Origin of the sequence: Fervidicella metallireducens AeB (assembly GCF_000601455.1) — a bacterium.
GTDB lineage: Bacteria > Bacillota > Clostridia > Clostridiales > Caloramatoraceae > Fervidicella > Fervidicella metallireducens.
In genome coordinates this window covers 80214-100063 of the sequence record NZ_AZQP01000005.1, presented here as the reverse complement: position 1 = coordinate 100063, position 19850 = coordinate 80214, and the positions used below count along the sequence as shown (strand labels likewise).

The 19850-nt window shown below is 31.4% G+C and carries 16 protein-coding genes and 1 CRISPR repeat array; of the genes, 1 reads left to right on the top strand and 15 read right to left on the bottom strand.

All coding sequences use genetic code 11. From position 1 onward, the window contains the following. The 12 genes from Q428_RS02900 to Q428_RS02845 all read right to left on the bottom strand — a co-directional run. Nucleotides 1–820, bottom strand: an 820-nt coding sequence (locus Q428_RS02900; RefSeq protein ID WP_035378005.1) for a transposase, incomplete at its 3' end; no start/stop codon positions are given. A gap of 63 nt (nt 821–883) precedes the next feature. Then, a complete protein-coding gene (locus tag Q428_RS02895; protein WP_035378004.1) occupies nt 884–1807 on the bottom strand; it encodes an ATP-binding cassette domain-containing protein in 924 nt (307 codons plus the stop codon). Next, entirely contained in the window at nt 1804–2823 is a 1020-nt protein-coding gene (locus Q428_RS02890) for an ABC transporter ATP-binding protein (RefSeq protein WP_035378002.1), read from the bottom strand. The genes Q428_RS02895 and Q428_RS02890 overlap by 4 nt, the downstream gene beginning before the upstream one ends. Nucleotides 2824–2890: 67 nt before the next feature. Further along, on the bottom strand, nt 2891–4438 hold the full coding sequence (locus tag Q428_RS02885) for an ABC transporter substrate-binding protein (protein WP_035378001.1): 1548 nt from the start codon (nt 4436–4438) through the stop codon (nt 2891–2893). A 78-nt stretch (nt 4439–4516) separates the two neighbouring features. Beyond that, the gene (locus Q428_RS02880; protein WP_035377997.1) at nt 4517–5428 is read right to left on the bottom strand and encodes an ABC transporter permease; all 912 of its coding nucleotides are present in this window, start codon (nt 5426–5428) and stop codon (nt 4517–4519) included. After that, the gene (locus tag Q428_RS02875) at nt 5392–6405 is read right to left on the bottom strand and encodes an ABC transporter permease (RefSeq protein ID WP_341348996.1); all 1014 of its coding nucleotides are present in this window, start codon (nt 6403–6405) and stop codon (nt 5392–5394) included. Before Q428_RS02875 ends, Q428_RS02880 begins: the two co-directional genes overlap by 37 nt. A 249-nt stretch (nt 6406–6654) precedes the next feature. Next, nucleotides 6655–7485, bottom strand: a complete 831-nt coding sequence (locus tag Q428_RS02870) for a CvfB family protein (protein ID WP_035377993.1) — start codon at nt 7483–7485, stop codon at nt 6655–6657. A gap of 226 nt (nt 7486–7711) precedes the next feature. Next, nucleotides 7712–8635 (bottom strand): alpha/beta hydrolase, encoded by a 924-nt coding sequence (locus tag Q428_RS02865; RefSeq protein WP_035377992.1) that lies wholly within the window; start codon nt 8633–8635, stop codon nt 7712–7714. 150 nt (nt 8636–8785) lie between these two features. After that, complete coding sequence (gene arcC, locus Q428_RS02860; RefSeq protein WP_035377990.1) at nt 8786–9736, bottom strand: carbamate kinase; 951 nt, start codon at nt 9734–9736, stop codon at nt 8786–8788. A gap of 25 nt (nt 9737–9761) precedes the next feature. Next, nucleotides 9762–10748, bottom strand: a complete 987-nt coding sequence (argF, locus tag Q428_RS02855; protein WP_035377988.1) for an ornithine carbamoyltransferase — start codon at nt 10746–10748, stop codon at nt 9762–9764. 39 nt (nt 10749–10787) lie between these two features. Continuing rightward, on the bottom strand, nt 10788–12014 hold the full coding sequence (arcA, locus tag Q428_RS02850) for an arginine deiminase (RefSeq protein ID WP_035377985.1): 1227 nt from the start codon (nt 12012–12014) through the stop codon (nt 10788–10790). Between the two features lie 408 nt (nt 12015–12422). Beyond that, nucleotides 12423–14144, bottom strand: a complete 1722-nt coding sequence (locus Q428_RS02845) for a methyl-accepting chemotaxis protein (protein ID WP_035377982.1) — start codon at nt 14142–14144, stop codon at nt 12423–12425. A gap of 250 nt (nt 14145–14394) precedes the next feature. On the opposite strand from Q428_RS02845, the gene Q428_RS14365 reads away from it, so the two are divergent. After that, entirely contained in the window at nt 14395–15018 is a 624-nt protein-coding gene (locus Q428_RS14365) for a coiled-coil domain-containing protein (RefSeq protein WP_051514854.1), read from the top strand. Nucleotides 15019–15105: 87 nt separating this feature from the next. Further along, nucleotides 15106–17790: direct repeats of the CRISPR family, unit length 30 nt; unit sequence CTTTCAATTCCAATATGGTTAGATTAAAAC. Between the two features lie 205 nt (nt 17791–17995). Here Q428_RS14365 and cas2 read toward each other — a convergent pair. From cas2 to cas4, 3 genes are read right to left on the bottom strand one after another with little or no spacing between them, the layout of a single operon-like run. Continuing rightward, nucleotides 17996–18259, bottom strand: coding sequence for a CRISPR-associated endonuclease Cas2 (gene cas2 / locus Q428_RS02835; RefSeq protein ID WP_035377980.1), 264 nt, complete (start codon nt 18257–18259; stop codon nt 17996–17998). A gap of 5 nt (nt 18260–18264) precedes the next feature. Then, the gene (cas1b, locus tag Q428_RS02830) at nt 18265–19254 is read right to left on the bottom strand and encodes a type I-B CRISPR-associated endonuclease Cas1b (RefSeq protein WP_035377978.1); all 990 of its coding nucleotides are present in this window, start codon (nt 19252–19254) and stop codon (nt 18265–18267) included. 11 nt (nt 19255–19265) lie between these two features. Continuing rightward, nucleotides 19266–19775 carry a CRISPR-associated protein Cas4 gene (gene cas4 / locus Q428_RS02825; protein ID WP_035377977.1) on the bottom strand — a complete coding sequence of 170 codons (510 nt, stop codon included), beginning with the start codon at nt 19773–19775 and terminating at the stop codon, nt 19266–19268. Nucleotides 19776–19850: the final 75 nt, after the last annotated feature.

Here is a 19850-nt window from a genome sequence, read left to right as displayed (position 1 = left end):
CTCTGCTTTGAGTTATGTTTCCAAGGACACGGCAGATTTCACTGCATTTTAAGTTGCAAAGGCTTCTCATTAAAAGTACAGCCAGTGCCTTTGCTTCAACTATTTCTCTGCAGTGTTTTGTATGGAGTTTTATTTCTTTAATTCCAAGTTTTGATGCGATAAATTCTAATATTTCTTTGGTTTTAATGTTTCTTATTAAAATCTTTCTTTCGCTTCTGTATTCTGTTCCTTCATTTAAAAATTCTACTTCTTCTTTAAAAACTTTATCAGAGCATTTATATACTAATTTCATATAGCTTTCTCTAGCCTTTTTAGAATTTTTACTGAACATGCCCATAATAAAACCGTCATCAACTAGTTCATAGGGGTCGTGTCTAAGTCCTAGATATATTGAAAGACTTGAAAATTCATATTTCTCTGGGCAGTTTTCATAACCCTTTATTTCACATGGGTTGTTGTGAACATATGCCGATAAGGCATAGAGATATATCTCACTCTTTATCATTTTACTTTTAAATCTGTCTTGGAATAGATGTCCATGTCTTTTATGTCTGTGGTTAAAATATTGAGCGTAGGAGAAATTTATGCTGTGCATAATCCTTGATATATCTGCTCCGTTGGCGTCTATTATCAGATGTAAATGATTATCCATAAGGCAGTAGCCATAAACTCTGAATTCATAGGTTTTTTGATATTTTTTAACCAAAGCTAAATAATTAAGCTTATCCGTATCATCTTTAAATAAATCAACTTCACTGATACTCCTTGCCATTACATGAAAAATGGCGTCTTCCTTCTTTTGCCTTGCAATCCTTGGCATAAGAAAACATCTCCCTTCAAGGTTTACTTTGTAGTTAGTATTTCCTTTGAAGGAAGATGTTATTCATTGGTTCGAAACAACACTTATCTGTCCCATATAAACAAAATGACCCTTTGATACTTCAACTAATTTACCTTTTTCTTCTGAAAAGATACGGTCATCAATATTATGAGTCATAGAAAATAAGTTTTTATTTTTATCTGGCTCTGGCATAAGCATTGATGAAAACAGGGTCCTTGTGTAAGGATGAATTGGATTTTTATATAACTCCTTTGTTTCAGCTACTTCAACAATCTTTCCTCTGTACATAACAGCTGTTCTATTACATATATGCCTGACCATTGCCAAATCATGAGAAATAAATAAACATGTCAAGCCTGTTTCTTTTTGAAGTTTTTTAAACAAATTAACAATCTGTGCCTGTATAGAGGCATCTAGTGAAGCAATTGGTTCATCAGCTATAATAAACTTGGGATTCAGACTGAGAGCTCGTGCAATACCAACTCGCTGCCGCTGACCTCCTGAACACTCATATGGATATCTGTTAATCAAATTTTTATCCAGTCCCACCAGATCCATTAACTCATAAACTTTAGATAATCGCTGTTCTTTATTCATATAAAGTTTTTGAATTACAAACGGTTCTTCAATAATTTCCTTAATTTTCATGCGAGGATTCAATGAGGATGTTGAATCCTGAAATATAATCTGCATGTTCATTTTAATAAACTTTTCATCAGCTTTATAAACTTTCGAATCTGAAATACACTTTCCCTTAAAAAAAATTTCTCCAGCTGTAGGCTTATAAATATTAATTATACTTCTGCCTGTAGTTGATTTACCACTTCCAGATTCACCTATTAAACCAAATATTTCTCCCTTATATATATCAAAGGATATATCATCAACTGCTTTTATTACAGTATTTCTATCTAACTGAAAATATTTTTTTAAATTTTTAACTTCTAATATTTTTTCATTATTCATCTTATCACTCTACATTCTTTAAACTTAATAGGAGATTCTATTTTTGGAGCATCCTTGTGTAAAAGCCAGGTTGCTGCACTATGGGTTTCAGTAATTTTAAACATAGGCGGCTCTTTGTAATAATCTATCCTTAAAGCATATTTGTTTCTTGGTGCAAAAGCATCACCCTCTGGCGGGTTTATTAAATTTGGAGGCATTCCTGGAATATAACTCAAAAATTCATTATCACAATCTACATCTGGTAAAGATGACAGCAGACCCCATGTATAGGGATGTCGTGCATCGTAGAAAATTTCCTCAGTTGTCCCTGTCTCAACAAATTTTCCTGCATACATTACTACAATCCTCTGGGCTAAATTAGCTACTACCCCTAAATCATGTGTAATAAAAATAATTGATATCCCAAACTTTACTTGTAATTCTCGAATAAGGTCTAATATTTGTCTTTGTATAGAAACATCCAAGGCAGTAGTGGGCTCATCAGCAATTAACACTTTAGGTTTGCATGCAATAGCTATAGCAATTGCAATTCGCTGCCTCATACCACCTGAAAATTGAAATGGAAATTGATAAAATCTTTTTTCTGGATAATCAATTCCAACCGTCATCAATAACTCTATACTTCTCTTTTTAGCCTCCAGCTTACTCATTTTTTCGTGGGTCAATACTGCCTCCATTATCTGCTGTCCAACAGGAATAATCGGATTTAATACTGTCATAGGATCTTGAAATATCATTGATATTTCTTTTCCCCTTATCTTATTCATGGATTTTTCAGGTAATCTTGTAAGCTCTCTGCCTTCAAGGTAAATTTCTCCATTTTTTATAAATCCATTCTTTGGCAGTATTTGCAATAAACTTTTGCATAAAATTGATTTGCCACTTCCTGATTCACCAAGTATAGCTAAAACTTCCCCTTTCTTAAGAGAAAAAGAAACATTTCTCACTGCCTGTAATTCACCTTCTTTTGTATTTATGCTTACAAACAAATTTTTTACCTCTAATAAATTGCCCATAGTTACACCTGCCTGTTAAAAATTACAAAGGCATTAAAACATGCCTTTGTAATTTTTATTTACATTTTTACTCTATCGTCCAATCAGCTACATTCCAGAATATACCAACACCATGATGTCCTAGTACTGTTTCTTTTGTTATACCCTTTAGATTAGGCTTAGCAACGTATTCTGCATTGATATATACAATAAAGGTATATGGCATATCCTTAGTTAATTCTACTTGAAACTCGTTATAATATTTTTTTCTATCAGCCTTTACATCAGTTGATCTTGCTTTCTTTAACAACTCATCAACTTTAGAATTTGAATAATAGCTATAATTATTTCCTTTACCAGTTGCAAATACTTTATAAGTATGATCATCAGGATCAAATGGGCTTCCCCATCCTATCAGAAACGCATCCTGATTTTCCCAATCAATCTTAGATTGAACAGCAACCTTCATATCTACACCAATTTTTTTAAACTGTTGAGAACAAATATTTGCTATATCAACCCTTACCTGGTCTCCTTCTTTACAGTTTACAGTAAAGGATAATTTTTCACCATCTTTTTCATAAATTCCATCCTTTGAAAGTTTCCATCCTGCTTTTTCAAGGAGTTCTTTTGCTTTATCTGGATTATAATCAAATTTTTCTATATCAGGATTGTTATACTCTCCAGCCTGAAGTGGTGAATAAGCTACCATACCACGACCTAATACAACACTGTCAAGTATAGCTTTTCTATCAACAGCATAGCTTAAAGCATTGGGCAGTTCTCTATGCTTTTTAAAGAAAGGGTTATTAAAATTATACATTATACCTCTATAATCAGAAGTTTTCATATCATAACAAACAAAATCTTTATTATTTTCAAACTGTGGCATATCGCTTGGTGTAATCTGAGCCAAGTCTAACTCTCCAGACTTTAATTGCAATGCCCTTGCTTTTGTATCCTCCACAATTTTAAATACTATCTTATCAATTTTTGGTTCTCCCTCATAGAAGTCTTTATTTTTTACAAGGGTAATGCTTTGTCCCTTGTCCCAGCTCTCCATTTTAAAGGGACCAGTTCCTATTGGAAACTGATTAAATTTATCTGTTGCAATATCCTTCCCTTCTAAAAGATGCTTTGGCAAAATTCCTATTGTCAGATAATCCAGCATCGCTACATTTGGTGCCTGTAAAGTTATTTTTATAGTAGTTTTATCTACAACTTCAATTTTCGTAATATCCTCATAATTAGATGCAATTTCTGAAGCATTTTCAGGATTCATTATAGTGTCTAAAGTAAACTTAACATCTTCTGCGGAAAAAGCTTCTCCATCATGCCACTTAACATCATCTCTTAATTTAAAAGTATACGTGTTTGTAGCCTTATCATATTCCCAACTTTTTGCCAGACTTGGAACAACATTATTATCTTTGTCGTGTTTAGTAAGTCCAGTAAAAATCAAAGAGTTAATTTCTCCATGCTCATATAATGCTGGATTGATACTTGAATAATCTCCACTTCCGTAAACTAAAACCTTTTCCTTAGAATTTACATCCTTTTGTTTACCGCATCCAGACAGTAAACTAATACTCATAATTACTGCTAATCCTAAAATCAGCCACTTTTTTAATCTCATACTTATCCTCCTCATAAGGTTTATTAAATAATGCATTAATTTATTATAATTTTGCAATTATTTTTCAAAGCTAATGTTCTATAGATTACTGAATTCTTGATTATTTTTCTTTCTAATATAATTTCCTATATTAGTTATACATACCAATGTAGTAACTAAGAAAATTCCAGGAATAATAATAATCCACCAATAGTTTGAAAGCAGTGCCTTTTCTGATAAAGAGAGCATACTTCCCCAGGAAATAATTTCAATTGGAAGACCAATTCCTAAAAAACTTAAAGTTGACTCAATTCCTATTGCAGTTCCAACATTTGTTACTACCATAAACATTATTGATGAAATAAAATTGGGGAATAGATGTCTTCTCAAAATATATAAGAAATTTCCTCCAGCACACCTGGCTGCCCAAATATAATTATTATTTCTAATTTGTCTGACTTCACTTCGTACAATCTTTGAAATGTTCATCCAGCCGGTTATACCAATTACAATTGATATAGATATGGGATTGGGTTTTCCTATCATTGCCTGAATAAAAATTATAATCAATATAGATGGTATACTAAGGACAATTTCAGTAAATCTCATCATAACATCATCTATAAATTCAGATGCAATACCGCTTATGCTCCCATAGATAACTGCAATAGTAGTGGATATAGCTGTTGCCATTACACCAATAATCAGGGAAACTCTGCCTCCATACCAAATCATTATAAAAATATCTCTGCCTAAGGAATCAGTTCCAAAAATAAACATACTGTTAGGGGCAGTATTAATGTTAGCTAAATCCATATGAGCAGGCTCTTGTTTGGTTATAATTTCCGGGAAAGCACATCCAAGAACTATTACCAATAAAACTAATACAGATATATAAGGTATTTCCTTAAAGGTTTCTTTAAAACTTTTTTCTTTTTTTACTTCTATATTTTCTGTAATAAAGTTTTCCCCCACTATTTCAAAGTCCCTGGAGCTGTATTGTTGTTCCAATCCTTTTCACCTCTATCATGCTTCATTCTAGGATCTATCCTTTCATTAATAGCTTGCGCCGCCATATTAGCAATAACAACCAATATTCCTGTAATCAGACAAAGTACCATTAACATATTGTAATCATGATATTTAGCACTTTCAAAGCAAAGCGTACCAAGTCCAGGATAAGAAAAAACTTTTTCTACAACATAAGTCCCGCCTAATATGTGAGGAACTGAAAGTGCCATAATGGTAATGTAAGAGGGCATAATATTTCTCAAACAGTGCTTATAAATAATTCTCTTTTTATCCAGCCCTTTAACTTTACATAACAAAACATAGTCCTGCCTCATCTCTTCCACCATTTTGTTTCTAATCATATAAGCATAGTACCAAAGATGATTTAATATCAAAACGGTTAAAGGAAGTATTAGATGTTTTATTCTGCTGGCAATACTTTTTGACTGTCCTATGGCATATGCACCACTAGATGGAAGAAGGCCTAAATTTATACTGAAAATCAAAATCAGTAGCAGTGATACCCAAAATGCTGGTACACAGGTGGTTATCGTTCCAATTTTGCATATAGCCTTATCTATAAGCTTGTCTTCATTTTCTGCACAAAAAATCCCCAGCAGCAGGGCAAACAAAAATGTTAAAACAAAACTCAGTCCACCTAAGATAATAGTATTTATATATACATCTTTAATTACACTCAGTACATCCTGCTTATATTTATATGATATCCCAAATTTTCCATGAAAAGCATTGGATAACCAACTAAAATATTGTTCATATATTGGCCTGTTAAGCCCAAGTTTTTCTATTGCCTCTAGTTTTTGTGCAGTGCCCATTCTTTCAACACCTTCACCAAAATAAGATACAAGAGGATCACCTGGAGCCAGTCTAGCCATGTAAAAGACAATAATAGACAATAAAAATGTTACAAAAATCAACTGTATTACTTTTTTTGAAATACCAATTATTTTGTCCACCAATATACTATCCTCTCCTTAATTGCAAAAACATAAAAACCACGAAAATTAGGCCTCTTCTTCTGAAGAAAAAGATGCATAAACCTTCGTGGTTTGATTTAGTCTTTTCAGTTGTATTTTTTCAATAACATTTAATTTTTATTGTAAAAAAACTGTTTTCTTATTTTGCAAGGTTCGTCCCGCAATATTCAAATTGATTATAAATTAAATTAATATTTTTGTCAATATGACAAAAACTTAAAATTTAATTTATGTTAATCTTATTCCATTATCTAGTATTTCAATTTTCTTTTCCTTATAAAGCATACCGATTGCTTTTTTAAAAGATTTTTTGCTCATTTGAAGTTCACTTTCTATAATCTCCGGTGAACTCTTATCTGTTAATGCTAAAAATCCATGATTTTCTATAAGCTTATTTAAGATTATATCCTTTGAATCTAAAACCTTCTTAAAGCCAAAACTTCTTATTGTTACATCTATTTTTTTATCCTCTCTGATTTTTGAAATATATCCCTTTAATTTATCACCTGTCTTAATTGGCTTATATATGTCACTATTATATATTATACCTGCATATTTATTATTAATAATTACACCTGCACCTAATTCAACAACCTTATAGACCAAAAGATCTACCTCATCTCCTTCCTTTATTTCATCATCAGCCTGAGTTTCCAGATAATTATTTATTTTAGATGTTGCAATAATTCTGTCAGTAGCTTCATCAATTAAAACCCTGACTACATAGCTCTTTCCTTTTTCCATCTTCACTTTCTGCCTATTATGTGGAACCAATAAATCCTTATCTAAACCCCAGTCTAAAAATGCTCCTACTTTATTAACATCCTTTACAGTCAGATAAGCAAATTCCCCAACCTTTGCCTTTGGTGATAAAGTTGTTGCTATAAGTCTGTCCTCAGAGTCCCTGTAAACAAAAACCCTTACCACATCTCCTGCCTTTGTTCCTTCCTTAACATATTTTTTTGGCATAAGAATTTCTTCTTCATTAAATTTTAAATACACTCCAAAGTCCACTTCTTTTACAACTTCCAATTCATTAAAATCTCCTAATTTATGCATATGTACTCCTCTTTTCCAAAAATTTATATAGCAATTCTATCATTATTTATTATTATACTCAAGAATTACAGCTATATCACATATAATAATATCAGATTATTGACAAACCTAATTGTTAGTTAAAGTATGAAAAAGCCCCATGAAATCCTCCATGGGGTTAATTAATATATAACTTTTTTAACAGCCTCATATAATTATATGTTATATATGATATGGCTGACACTTTTTAATGCCTCTTTATCCAGTTAAGTAAGTCCTTCATAACTTCATCACGATTAACTTCATTTAGCATTTCATGTCTTCCATCCTTATAAAACTTATACTCAACATCCTCTATTCCTAATTTTTTATATTCTTCTATCAGCCACTTAATTGTCTTACACTTATTTCCTACAGGGTCTTTATCCCCTGCAAAAATATATATTGGTAGTTTTTTAGGAATTCTCGCCATATTCTGTTGTTGATGAATATACCTGAAACCCTTTAAAAAGTCATAAAAGAAGCTTGATGTAAAAACAGTTCCGCAGAATGGGTCTTTTATGTATTTTTCTACCTCCATTTCATCACTGCTTAACCAATCAAACTCAGTTTTTGTTGGCTTAAATGAATTATTATAACTTCCGAAGGATAATTTATTGAGCAGACTGCTTTGCCATTTCTCTCCCTTGTTTTTCATTTCTAACTTTGCTATCAAAACTCCAAGTTCCAGCAAAAAACCCTGTTTTCCTGCTGTGCCAGATAATATTACTCCTTTTATACTATCACCATATTTTGTAATGTAGCCTTGGGAAAGCATTGAACCCATACTATGTCCTAAAAGAAACACTGGCTTATCTGGGTTTTCTTTTTTTATTATATCGTTAAGCTGCTTCATATCCTCAATCATCCAGTTAAACCCATCTTTGCCGATATACCCAAGGTTCTCAACAGCCTTTGCTGTTTTGCCATGTCCTCTATGATCATTTGCATAAACCATATAACCTTCATTTGTTAGAAATTCTGCTAATCTTTCGTATCTTGCAGCTGTCTCCGCCATTCCGTGGGCAATTTGAACTACAGCTTTAATCTCCTGTCCTTCCTCTGGACTCCATTTATAAGTAAATATTTCTACGCCTTCCCCATCCTTAAAGGTAAAATCTTCTTTCTTCATACAACCCCTCCATTCCTGTTTAATTATATTATACCAGTAATAACATTAATTTCTATTAATAAAACAAATTAAATATTACATGTTTATTTAAAAAAAACAAAAGTGATACCAATAAAGTACCACTTTTGTATATTTATTATTAAAAATCATTTATTTAGTAATAACTGTCCCTGTTTTACCTGCAAGAGCTTCCCTTGCCTTTTCAAGGGAGGTTATTATCGCCTTTCTTCCTTCCTTTGACTCAGCAAACATCAATGCTGCTTTAACTTTAGGAAGCATTGAACCTGGAGCAAAGTGTCCTTCTTCAATGTATCTTTTCGCTTCCATAGAATTCAATGTTGCCAAGTTTAATTGATCTGGTTTATTGAAGTTTATTGCTACCTGTTCAACAGCTGTTAATATAACAAGCTCATCAGCATTTAACAGCTCAGCTATCTTTTCTGATGCCAAGTCCTTATCTATAACGGCAGCAACTCCCTCTAAACTTCCATCTTCCCTTTGAATTACAGGAATTCCGCCTCCACCAACTGTTATTACCACATGGCCAGCTTCAACAAGTGTTCTTACAATGCCTTCCTCTACAACAGCCTTTGGCATTGGGGATGCAACAACTCTTCTCCATCCTCTACCTGCATCTTCCTTCATTACATATCCTTTTTCAGCCATAAGCTTTTTAGCTTGTTCTTCAGTAAAGAAAGAACCAACAGGTTTTGTTGGGTTTTTAAACCCTGGGTCATCCTTGTCTACAATAACCTGAGTAACAACAGCAGCTATTTCCTTATTAATATCCCTTCTTCTCATTTCTTCCCTTATTACCTGCTGGAGATGATAACCAATATAACCCTGACTCATTGCTCCACATTCTGGGAATGGCATTACTGGTTTTGATTCATCAACTGCATTTGCTGCCTCATAGGTTGCAACTATCTGTCCTACCTGTGGACCATTTCCATGGGCTATTATAACTTCATGTCCATCTTCTATTAAATCCACAATTGCTTTTGCAGTTTCGTGACATGTTATCAGCTGTGCCTCTGCTGATGTATCCTTTGGATTAGCCTGAAGGGCATTACCTCCTAAAGCCACTACTATTCTTGCCATAAAATTCTCCCCCAAATTCTTTAAATTATAATGTTGCTACCATAACAGCCTTTATTGTATGCATTCTGTTTTCTGCTTCATCAAAAACTATTGAATGTCTGCTTCTGAAAACTTCATCTGTAACTTCTCTTACATCAAGACCTCTGTTGTGAGCTTCCTTTGCTACCTTAGTTTCTAAATCATGGAATGAAGGTAAGCAGTGCATGAATTTAACTTCTGGATTTCCAGTTGCCTTTAACGTATCCATTGTTACTCTGTAATCAGTAAGAAGCCTTACTCTTTCTTCCATTTGAGCCTCTTCTCCCATTGATACCCAAACATCAGTATAGATTACATCAGCACCCTTAACTGCTTCAATGCTATCTGAAACTTCAATTACTGCACCTGTTTCAGCTGCAACCTTCTTAACTGCTTCCATCTTATCCTCTGATGGCCATAATTCCTTTGGACCATATGCAACAAAATGCATTCCCATTTTTGCACATCCATACATCCAAGCATATGCCATATTATTTCTTGTATCTCCAACAAATACAACCTTAACCTTATTTAATGGCTTTGCAACATGTTCCTCAATTGTTAATAAATCTGCTAGTATCTGAGTTGGGTGATCAACGTCTGTTAATCCATTCCATACTGGAACACCTGAATATTTTGCAAGGTCTTCAACTACTTTTTGATCAAAGCCTCTATATTCAATACCATCATAATATCTTCCAAGAACCTTAGCACTATCCTCTAATGATTCCTTTTTGCCCATCTGTGAACTTCCTGAATCAAGGAAAGTTACATGAGCTCCTTCATCAAGAGCTGCAACCTCAAAGGCACATCTTGTTCTTGTTGAAGTCTTTTCAAATAGAAGAACAATGTTTTTTCCTGCTAAAACGTTATTTCTTATTCCTGCTCTTTTCTTTGCCTTTAAATCATGTGATAAATCAAGTAAATATCTGATTTCCTCTGGTGTAAAATCCATAAGTGTTAAAAAACTTCTTCCCTTTAAATTAACTGGCATTTTAATTCCCCCTCGTATTTATTTAGATATTTTAATTTATTATTTTAAAACCTCTCTCTCAAGAGGCATGCTCATACATCTTGGGCCTCCTCTTCCCCTTGAAAGCTCTGAACTAGGTATTGCTAATACCTTTATTCCCTTCTTTTCCAAGAGTTCATTTGAAACATAGTTCCTTTCGTAAGTTACAACAACCCCCGGTGCAATTGCCAGGGTATTAGAGCCATCATTCCATTGTTCTCTGCCCGCAATTATTGGGTCTCCTCCACCGCATTTAATTAATTCAACTGATGAAAGTTTCAGGGCATCCTTTAAAATTTCTTCTAATGGACTGGTATTATGTCTATAATTCAGATATCCCTTTTCACCCCTTGTTATTTCATAAACACTCAATGGCCCCTGTATTCCTGGATGAATAGTGAATTTATCATAATCAACCATGGTAAATACCGTATCTAAATGCATAAATGCTCTACACTTTGGTATTTCAAAAACTAAGATTTTTTCAAAGGATGTGCCGCCATCAAATAAATTTTTTGCCACTATCTCGATTGCTTCTGAGGAAGTTCTTTCACTACAACCTATTGCAACAACCTTATCTGATAAAACCAACTCATCTCCGCCTTCAAGGGAAAATGGCATTGTTCTATTGTACCAAAGGGGTACATCTGCTTTGTTAAATCTATTGTTATATTTGTGAATATACTTTAAAAAAAGAGTTTCTCTTCTTCTAGCCTCAGTTTTCATTCTGTTTAATGTAAGTCCATTTCCTATGGATGCACCTGGATCCCTTGTAAAATACAAATTTGGCATAGGATCAAGATAGAATGGGTAATCATCCATCATTAATTCTGAAAGTGATTTTCGGAGATTTAGCTGAATTTCTTCTTTTCTGATGCCTGAAATTATTGAGTCAATCATTTCTCTTGTAGACATGGATAATAAATACTGCGTAATAGCTTCTTTTAATGCTGGAGATGTAATTGAACTTTCTTCTAAAAACTCTGCTACAAATTCTAACTTTATATTTTCATCTGATATTGATTCTTCCATAAGTTCTTCTAAATAAAGTACTTCTACGCCGTTATTTCTTAATACTTCTGCAAATTTATCATGCTCTTGCTGAGCTATTTTAAGATAGGGTATATCATCAAACAAAAGTCTACCGAGATACTCAGGAACTAAATTTTCAACTTCCCTGCCTGGCCTATGTAGCATAACTTTCTTTAGTTTTCCAATCTCGGAGGTAACGTTAATAAATGAATCCATCTGGTTCCCCCCCCACATATAAATGCTGTAATATTTTGAAATTTCTATATATTCATTATACATTAAATGCATAAACCTTCAAAACTGTAAAATTATATTAAATATTGCCATTTATTTTTAATTAATTGAATTATATCCCTTATTTTTAGTTATCTTTCATTTTACTCATTTATTCTATAATCATCTAATTATATCCATTTTATTATTGTATATGCATTAATTTTTATACATAATCCTATGCATTAGTTATTCACAAACATGTTATTATTTTCTATTTTTGTCCTGAATCTTCTATATCAGCATATAAAAATACATGAGAATATAATTTTTTATTCACTAAAAAATAAAAAAACAGCTTTCTAATTTAAAATTTGTATTAAAATTAGATTTGCTGTCTTTTTATTTAAATTATATTTTAAATTTGTTGATTTTAGTTCCTAATTCCCTCATATTGTTGTTTATCTTTTCTATTGACACAACAACCTCTTCAACTGCTGCTGTCTGTTCCTCTGTGGAGGCACTTACTTCTTCTGTTGAAGCAGCTGATTCTTCTGCAATAACTGCTATCTTTTCCATCGTCTCCGCAACATCATTCTTAGCTGAATTTATATCCTGAAGGTTGATTTTTAGATTTTGCAATTCATTGGATAAATTAATAGTAGATTCACTAATTGCCCCAAATGAACCTATTACATCTTCAAGGGAAGCATTAGCTTCATCCAGCATTCTTTCCCCGATAAGCATATCCTCCTGTGTTCTTTTTATACTGTCTTTTATGCCATAAATTATCTTACTGATTTCAGATACAGATTCTGAGGATTCCTCTGCTAATTTTCTTACTTCATCTGCTACAACCGCAAATCCTCTTCCTGCCTCACCAGCCCTTGATGCTTCTATTGCCGCATTCAATGCAAGTAAATTTGTTTGTTTAGAAATACTTTCAATTGTCATTAATATTTGTCCTATCGTTTCTGATTTTTCAGTTAAACTTTTAATTCCATCCACAGCTTCATAAATTGCATCTGAGTTGTTTTTAAATTTTTCCTTTAAAGTATCGACTGATTTTATACCGATTTTAGATGCATTATCCATGTTATCCATATTTTTAGATACCATCTGTGAATTTGTCATTATGTTATTTATTTTTTCTGATAAAATGTTGGTCAAGGTATTTACCCTATCAGTTTCTCCTGCCTGCAGAGCTGCACCTGAAGCTAACTCCTGAACAGTTGTTGAAATCTCTTCACTTGCCGCTCCTACCTGTCTTGAAGAAGCCTCTATCTCCTCCAATGCTGATGCAATATTATTTGAAGCAGTAATTATTTCTCCAACAAGCCCTCCTATATTTTTTACCATACTATTTAATTTTCTTGAAATATCACCAATCTCATCAGATGAATTAACATCACAATTAACAGTTAAATCTCCACTCTCTACTTTTTCTATTGTCTCTAATATTTTTTTTACTCTATTTATTATTCTATTTATAAATAAAACAATAGAAAGTGAAATAATTACAATTAGTGATAGCACAAGGATAAAGATTTTAATTTTAGTTCTTAATACATCCTTTAGAACCTGTGTTTTTTCTGCCCCAACGAAAAACATTCCAATAATTTTTCCATCCTGATTTTTTATTGGAGTGTAATATGCCTGAAATTTAGTTCCGTTTACATCTGCAACTCCAGTATATTCTTTTCCATCAATAAGTACTTGTGAAACAACATTTTCTGCAGCTTTGGTATTAACTTTTCTTATTCCATTTTCATCCTTAACATTTGTAGATACTCTGACATCATTCAAAAATATTGTTGCTATAGCTCCTGTACTGTTTTGGATGTCATCTACAATTTCGGTATCACCGTTTATTAATTTATCACCTTTATATAATTTTTCACCTTCGCTTCTCCATTCTCCTGGATATTTGACATTGATAAGATTTATGCTTAGATTTGCATATGATTTTAACTTTTCAGCATAATCCCGATAAATGACATGGTTCAAAGAATAGTCTGTAATAAAAATCATGATAAGACCAAAAATCAAAAGACTTGGAAGTAAAATTAAAAGTAATCTGCTCTTCAGTGTAAATTTCCTTATTTTTTTTCCGTCAAAATTTCTTTCTGTCACAAACAGCCCCCCGATCCCATTAATAAAGATTTTTAAAATAAATTTAAATATAATTTAATTTATTATATATATTCAACACTTCTTATGAAAATCCTTCTGTTAATATCTTTTTTTACTTATTTTTTACATAAAAATGTAAAAATGCTGTTATTTTTTCTTTTAAGCTATAAGATTGATTTAATTTATTGTAATGGAAACCAGGTCAATTGTGATGTATAATATATTTACGATACAGAAAGGATGATGGTCAATGGAAGAAATTCTTAAACAGATATTAGGAGAAATTAAAACGGTTAACACTCGCCTTGATGGCTTTGAGTCTGAACTCAAAACCGTTAACTCCAGACTTGATGGCTTTGAGTCTGAACTGAAAACTGTTAATTCAAGACTTGATGGCTTTGAATCTGAGCTGAAAACTGTTAACTCCAGACTTGATGGCTTTGAATCTGAGCTGAAAACCGTTAATTCAAGACTTGATGGCTTTGAGTCTGAACTGAAAACTGTTAATTCAAGACTTGATGGCTTTGAATCTGAGCTGAAAACCGTTAATTCAAGACTTGATGGCTTTGAGTCTGAACTGAAAACTGTTAATTCAAGACTCGATGGCTTTGAGTCTCAATTCAAAACTGTTAACTCAAGACTTGACAATATTGATGTGGAAATTATTGGGCTTAAATCCCAAGTATCAGAAAACACGCTGATTCTCAAGGCTCTTGAACATAAATCAGATGTTCATAAAGCAGACATTGACAACCTTACTCATAACGTAGCTACATTATCCGGGGATGTTAAAACAATTAAATCTGCTGTTACAAAAGGTGAAGAAGCTTATAATTTTATGCAGGGAATTAAAAATTTATCTTTTAAAGGCTAAACAGGACTTTTCTTTTTGCCTAATAAAATTCTATAATTATATACTAAGCTTTAATACAAAAACTGGAATAAATGCCATTAATCAATCCTTTCAATTCCAATATGGTTAGATTAAAACAATCAGTTGTAAGAATGTTAATGTTTGCAGCAGCAGCCTTTCAATTCCAATATGGTTAGATTAAAACTGTGGCGACATGAAAATGTCGCCAGTGCATTTATTTTCTTTCAATTCCAATATGGTTAGATTAAAACAATTATCTCCATTTACAACCATAAAATTGTATTGATACTTTCAATTCCAATATGGTTAGATTAAAACTTGCTTCTCTTATTTCATTCTCACTAAACCATTCATCCTTTCAATTCCAATATGGTTAGATTAAAACCGAGAAAAATGAAAGAGGTTGTATTTTATTTTGTTAACTTTCAATTCCAATATGGTTAGATTAAAACGAATAATTCATTAATCGTTTTGTTCGTAACTTTATTCTTTCAATTCCAATATGGTTAGATTAAAACCAACAGCAGGAAATTCAAATACATCATCAGCTGATATCTTTCAATTCCAATATGGTTAGATTAAAACGCCAATTCGTATGATAGGTAGTGCAATAGAAAGTATCTTTCAATTCCAATATGGTTAGATTAAAACTATCAAAATTTCGGTTTTATTATGTCATTAGTTAACCTTTCAATTCCAATATGGTTAGATTAAAACTTCAGCTAATTCAATACATACCTGTTGAACCTCCTCCTTTCAATTCCAATATGGTTAGATTAAAACCCTTATCCACTTCTATGGACATTCTTCTTGATATACCTTTCAATTCCAATATGGTTAGATTAAAACTCGCCCCATTGACTAAAATATCATAGTCTTTATATATCTTTCAATTCCAATATGGTTAGATTAAAACGGAACAACATAAAGTCAACAACAGATAGTGTATTCAACTTTCAATTCCAATATGGTTAGATTAAAACTTCTTGTTTTTTTGATGAATAAGTTATAAAATTAACTTTCAATTCCAATATGGTTAGATTAAAACTTAGAAGATTTAGATGAGAAAGATTTAGTAGTTTTACTTTCAATTCCAATATGGTTAGATTAAAACTGCTCCAACTTCTATGTTTTCTACTTATATAACCATCCTTTCAATTCCAATATGGTTAGATTAAAACATTTCTGACATATGACGACACATAATTTGCAAATACCTTTCAATTCCAATATGGTTAGATTAAAACTAGTCTAATTCCTCAATCATAATACTGTCCTTAATCTTTCAATTCCAATATGGTTAGATTAAAACTCGATTATACATCTATAAGCTAATTTAACTACCTCCTTTCAATTCCAATATGGTTAGATTAAAACCTGTTAAAACTGTTCTTTTTTGACACCTTATTAGGTTCTTTCAATTCCAATATGGTTAGATTAAAACTGATTATTGTCAGTTTTACCCATACTGATATAATCAACTTTCAATTCCAATATGGTTAGATTAAAACGGGAAAAATTAAAAACACCACAACTGCATGACTTAGCTTTCAATTCCAATATGGTTAGATTAAAACTCTATTCTCTTCTTCTTCTTTTCTATTCTCTTCTATTCTTTCAATTCCAATATGGTTAGATTAAACTACGTTTATCTCTTGCATTATTACCAAATTTCCGTTCTTTCAATTCCAATATGGTTAGATTAAAACAAATTGAGTCATGGAATGATATAGTGCAAATAAGAAACTTTCAATTCCAATATGGTTAGATTAAAACTATAAAAGTTTCATACTCCCATATGCTCATATTTAGCTTTCAATTCCAATATGGTTAGATTAAAACATTAATTCTGTATACTTTGTAATAAGAAGAACTAACCTTTCAATTCCAATATGGTTAGATTAAAACTTACAACCAATCGTAACAGCTATCAATTCAAATCTCTTTCAATTCCAATATGGTTAGATTAAAACTAGCACTCCCAAATTTGAATTAATAGCAGTAATTATCTTTCAATTCCAATATGGTTAGATTAAAACAAAGAAATAGCTCAAAGCAGATGGGAAAGTTATAAAACTTTCAATTCCAATATGGTTAGATTAAAACCAAGAAATTCAATATATGTTAGTGGAAATACATTTATCTTTCAATTCCAATATGGTTAGATTAAAACAGGTTTTCTCTTCCCCTCTTCTTTCGGTTTATTTATACTTTCAATTCCAATATGGTTAGATTAAAACCAATCATCAAACTCAAGCAAGTCGTATTCTAAATACTTTCAATTCCAATATGGTTAGATTAAAACAAAATTGTTTTAGAGAGTATGGTTTAACTCTATATACCTTTTAATTCCAATATGGTTAGATTAAAACAGAAAAGAAAGGCAACTGGTATAGAACAAAAGATGGTCTTTCAATTCCAATATGGTTAGATTAAAACTTGTATTTTGATGATAATAAAGTTGTTGCATTAGACTTTCAATTCCAATATGGTTAGATTAAAACTTGTTAATAGAAAGGAGGTATTTATGGCGAAAAATTTCTTTCAATTCCAATATGGTTAGATTAAAACTGTTATTTTTTAGTAAGGGTAGCTTACTTGATGACAACTTTCAATTCCAATATGGTTAGATTAAAACCTGCACCCCCAAAGCCTTCTACATACATCTTATGTTCCTTTCAATTCCAATATGGTTAGATTAAAACAACCAGTTCGCCGTACTATAGAATTATTTGATTTTATCTTTCAATTCCAATATGGTTAGATTAAAACCCGTTGCGGAAGCCTTATTTTCCAATGGTTTCAAATATTCATTTTATGTATAACATTCACAAACCTTTAGTTATTAAAAAAGCTTAGGAGGTTCATAATTTTAATTGATTTTAATACCATTTTATACTTATTGTTTCTTATTTTCAAGTTTTTATAAACCCAAGTTATATTGGTAAAAAACAATAACTTGGGTTTATAATTGTAATTATACAAAATTATCTATAGGATTCTTTTCCCGTCCTATTATATTTTTAGATAACCATCTTTTTTCCCTTGAACTAAATATTATCACAGAATCTTCATATGGATTTATAATTTTATTTAATCCATTTTTTACTTTTAAAATTTGGGATTCAGTTAATTCTCCTTCTAGTACTGAATTTTGAATCCAATTCAAGTATGTTCTTAAAAATTTTAAAGTCTTAGCAACTCTTTTTTCACCTACATCATAAACAACTAAAACGTACATAACAATTACCACCACATCTTAAATCCTTCATATTTATCCATTTCAGTCAAATGCTTTATTAATCTATATAATTCAAGCCTTATTAAAGTTTTATAACTTACATCTTTATCTAATTTTTTGTGAGAAATTGTTGAACTCATTCTACTATCAAATTCTTTTAAAAAAATTTTTCTTCCATCATCGTTTAAATAGCAATAATTTAAATCTTTCAAAAAATGTTCTTCTCTAATCATATTTTCATTTATTAACTTAAATATTATTCTATCCACCACAATTGGCTTAAATATCTCTGCAATATCTAGTGATAAAGAAAATCTTCTCTCACCTGGTTGATGTAGATAGCTAATAGTTGGATTAAGCTGCGTATTATAAATCTCACCTAAAACCGCTGTATACATAAGTGAATTACCAAAAGAAATCATTGCATTCATTGGATTATCAGGAGGTCTTTTTACCCTTTCCTTAAACTCAAATTTATCCTGTGTTATTGTAGGAAAAGCATCATAATATATACTTCTAATATTCCCTTCAATACCCATAATTTCTGGAATATCATGTGCTATCAAAAGTTTATCTCTTAGTCTTTGGATCTTTTCTATATGTTTTTCAAGTTCGTCATGCTTAGATACATAATGCTTTAAATTTTTAATAATATTATAACTTGCTGAATAAAGTATTTCTCTGGCAATATATGCTCTTTTTTCATCATCAAGATAATGCTCTGCTTGCTTTATTATCATAAATCCTGAATTAAGCTTTTCTCTAGGATAAAATGTTCCTGAATAAAAACCATAATAATTAAAAACATGTGCCATTATCTTATTTTGAGCTAAAAAATTTAGTGCCTTTGTATTTATATCAATTTCACCATATAACATTAAATTTTCAACGTCGTTTACAGGAATAATTTTTCTATTTTCTTCTCCTTCAAAACATAATGTATTATCTTTCCTTTTAAGTCTACCGTTATTAAGTAAATAATAATCTCTTTTCACAATTTCACCACCTAACAAAAGCAAAGTTCGTAGTAACTGCACTTTTTACATTTTTTATTTTCTTCTACACAAGGAGGCATCTTTAATTTTTTAACATCTTGTATTTCAAGTATAATATCCCTTATCTTTTTCTCCATTTCCTCACTGTAAAGAATTGTTTGAGTTTTGTTACTTTGTGGAAAATGAATGATTCCTCTGTTGCATTCAATTCCTTTGTTTCTAAGATAGTAAATATAATAAAGTATCTGATACTTACTTGCTTCATCCTCAGCTTTACTCATCTTAATTTCATGTACTGTAAGATCTTTATCTATATAGTCTATCCTTATTGTTTCATCGATTAATAGTTCACTTCTTTTACTATCTAGACTTGTATCATGTACTTCTTTTCCTACTTCTACCCTTTCAGAATTATGCTCCATTGTTATTCCCCTTGTGTAAAACCATAATTTACGTTTGCAAACAAATAAATAATTTATCTCTACTCCTGTTGTTCTTAATTCTTTAGCTGGTATTTCCATAATTTCACCCCTTTCATATGTGATTATGGACAAGTTATGTTGTTTTTATTCAAAAAAATTAAAAAGGCAGTTTAA

Excerpts from the sequence above, each read along its gene's own strand:
- argF (WP_035377988.1), bottom strand. The coding sequence starts at position 10,748 with ATGCCAGTTAATTTAAAGGGAAGAAGTTTTTTAACACTTATGGATTTT.
- Q428_RS02890 (WP_035378002.1), bottom strand. The coding sequence starts at position 2,823 with ATGGGCAATTTATTAGAGGTAAAAAATTTGTTTGTAAGCATAAATACA.
- cas4 (WP_035377977.1), bottom strand. The coding sequence starts at position 19,775 with ATGGAAATACCAGCTAAAGAATTAAGAACAACAGGAGTAGAGATAAAT.
- Q428_RS02870 (WP_035377993.1), bottom strand. The coding sequence starts at position 7,485 with ATGCATAAATTAGGAGATTTTAATGAATTGGAAGTTGTAAAAGAAGTG.
- Q428_RS02865 (WP_035377992.1), bottom strand. The coding sequence starts at position 8,635 with ATGAAGAAAGAAGATTTTACCTTTAAGGATGGGGAAGGCGTAGAAATA.
- cas2 (WP_035377980.1), bottom strand. The coding sequence starts at position 18,259 with ATGTACGTTTTAGTTGTTTATGATGTAGGTGAAAAAAGAGTTGCTAAG.
- Q428_RS02895 (WP_035378004.1), bottom strand. The coding sequence starts at position 1,807 with ATGAATAATGAAAAAATATTAGAAGTTAAAAATTTAAAAAAATATTTT.
- arcA (WP_035377985.1), bottom strand. The coding sequence starts at position 12,014 with ATGGATTCATTTATTAACGTTACCTCCGAGATTGGAAAACTAAAGAAA.
- Q428_RS02885 (WP_035378001.1), bottom strand. The coding sequence starts at position 4,438 with ATGAGATTAAAAAAGTGGCTGATTTTAGGATTAGCAGTAATTATGAGT.
- Q428_RS14365 (WP_051514854.1), top strand. The coding sequence starts at position 14,395 with ATGGAAGAAATTCTTAAACAGATATTAGGAGAAATTAAAACGGTTAAC.
- arcC (WP_035377990.1), bottom strand. The coding sequence starts at position 9,736 with ATGGCAAGAATAGTAGTGGCTTTAGGAGGTAATGCCCTTCAGGCTAAT.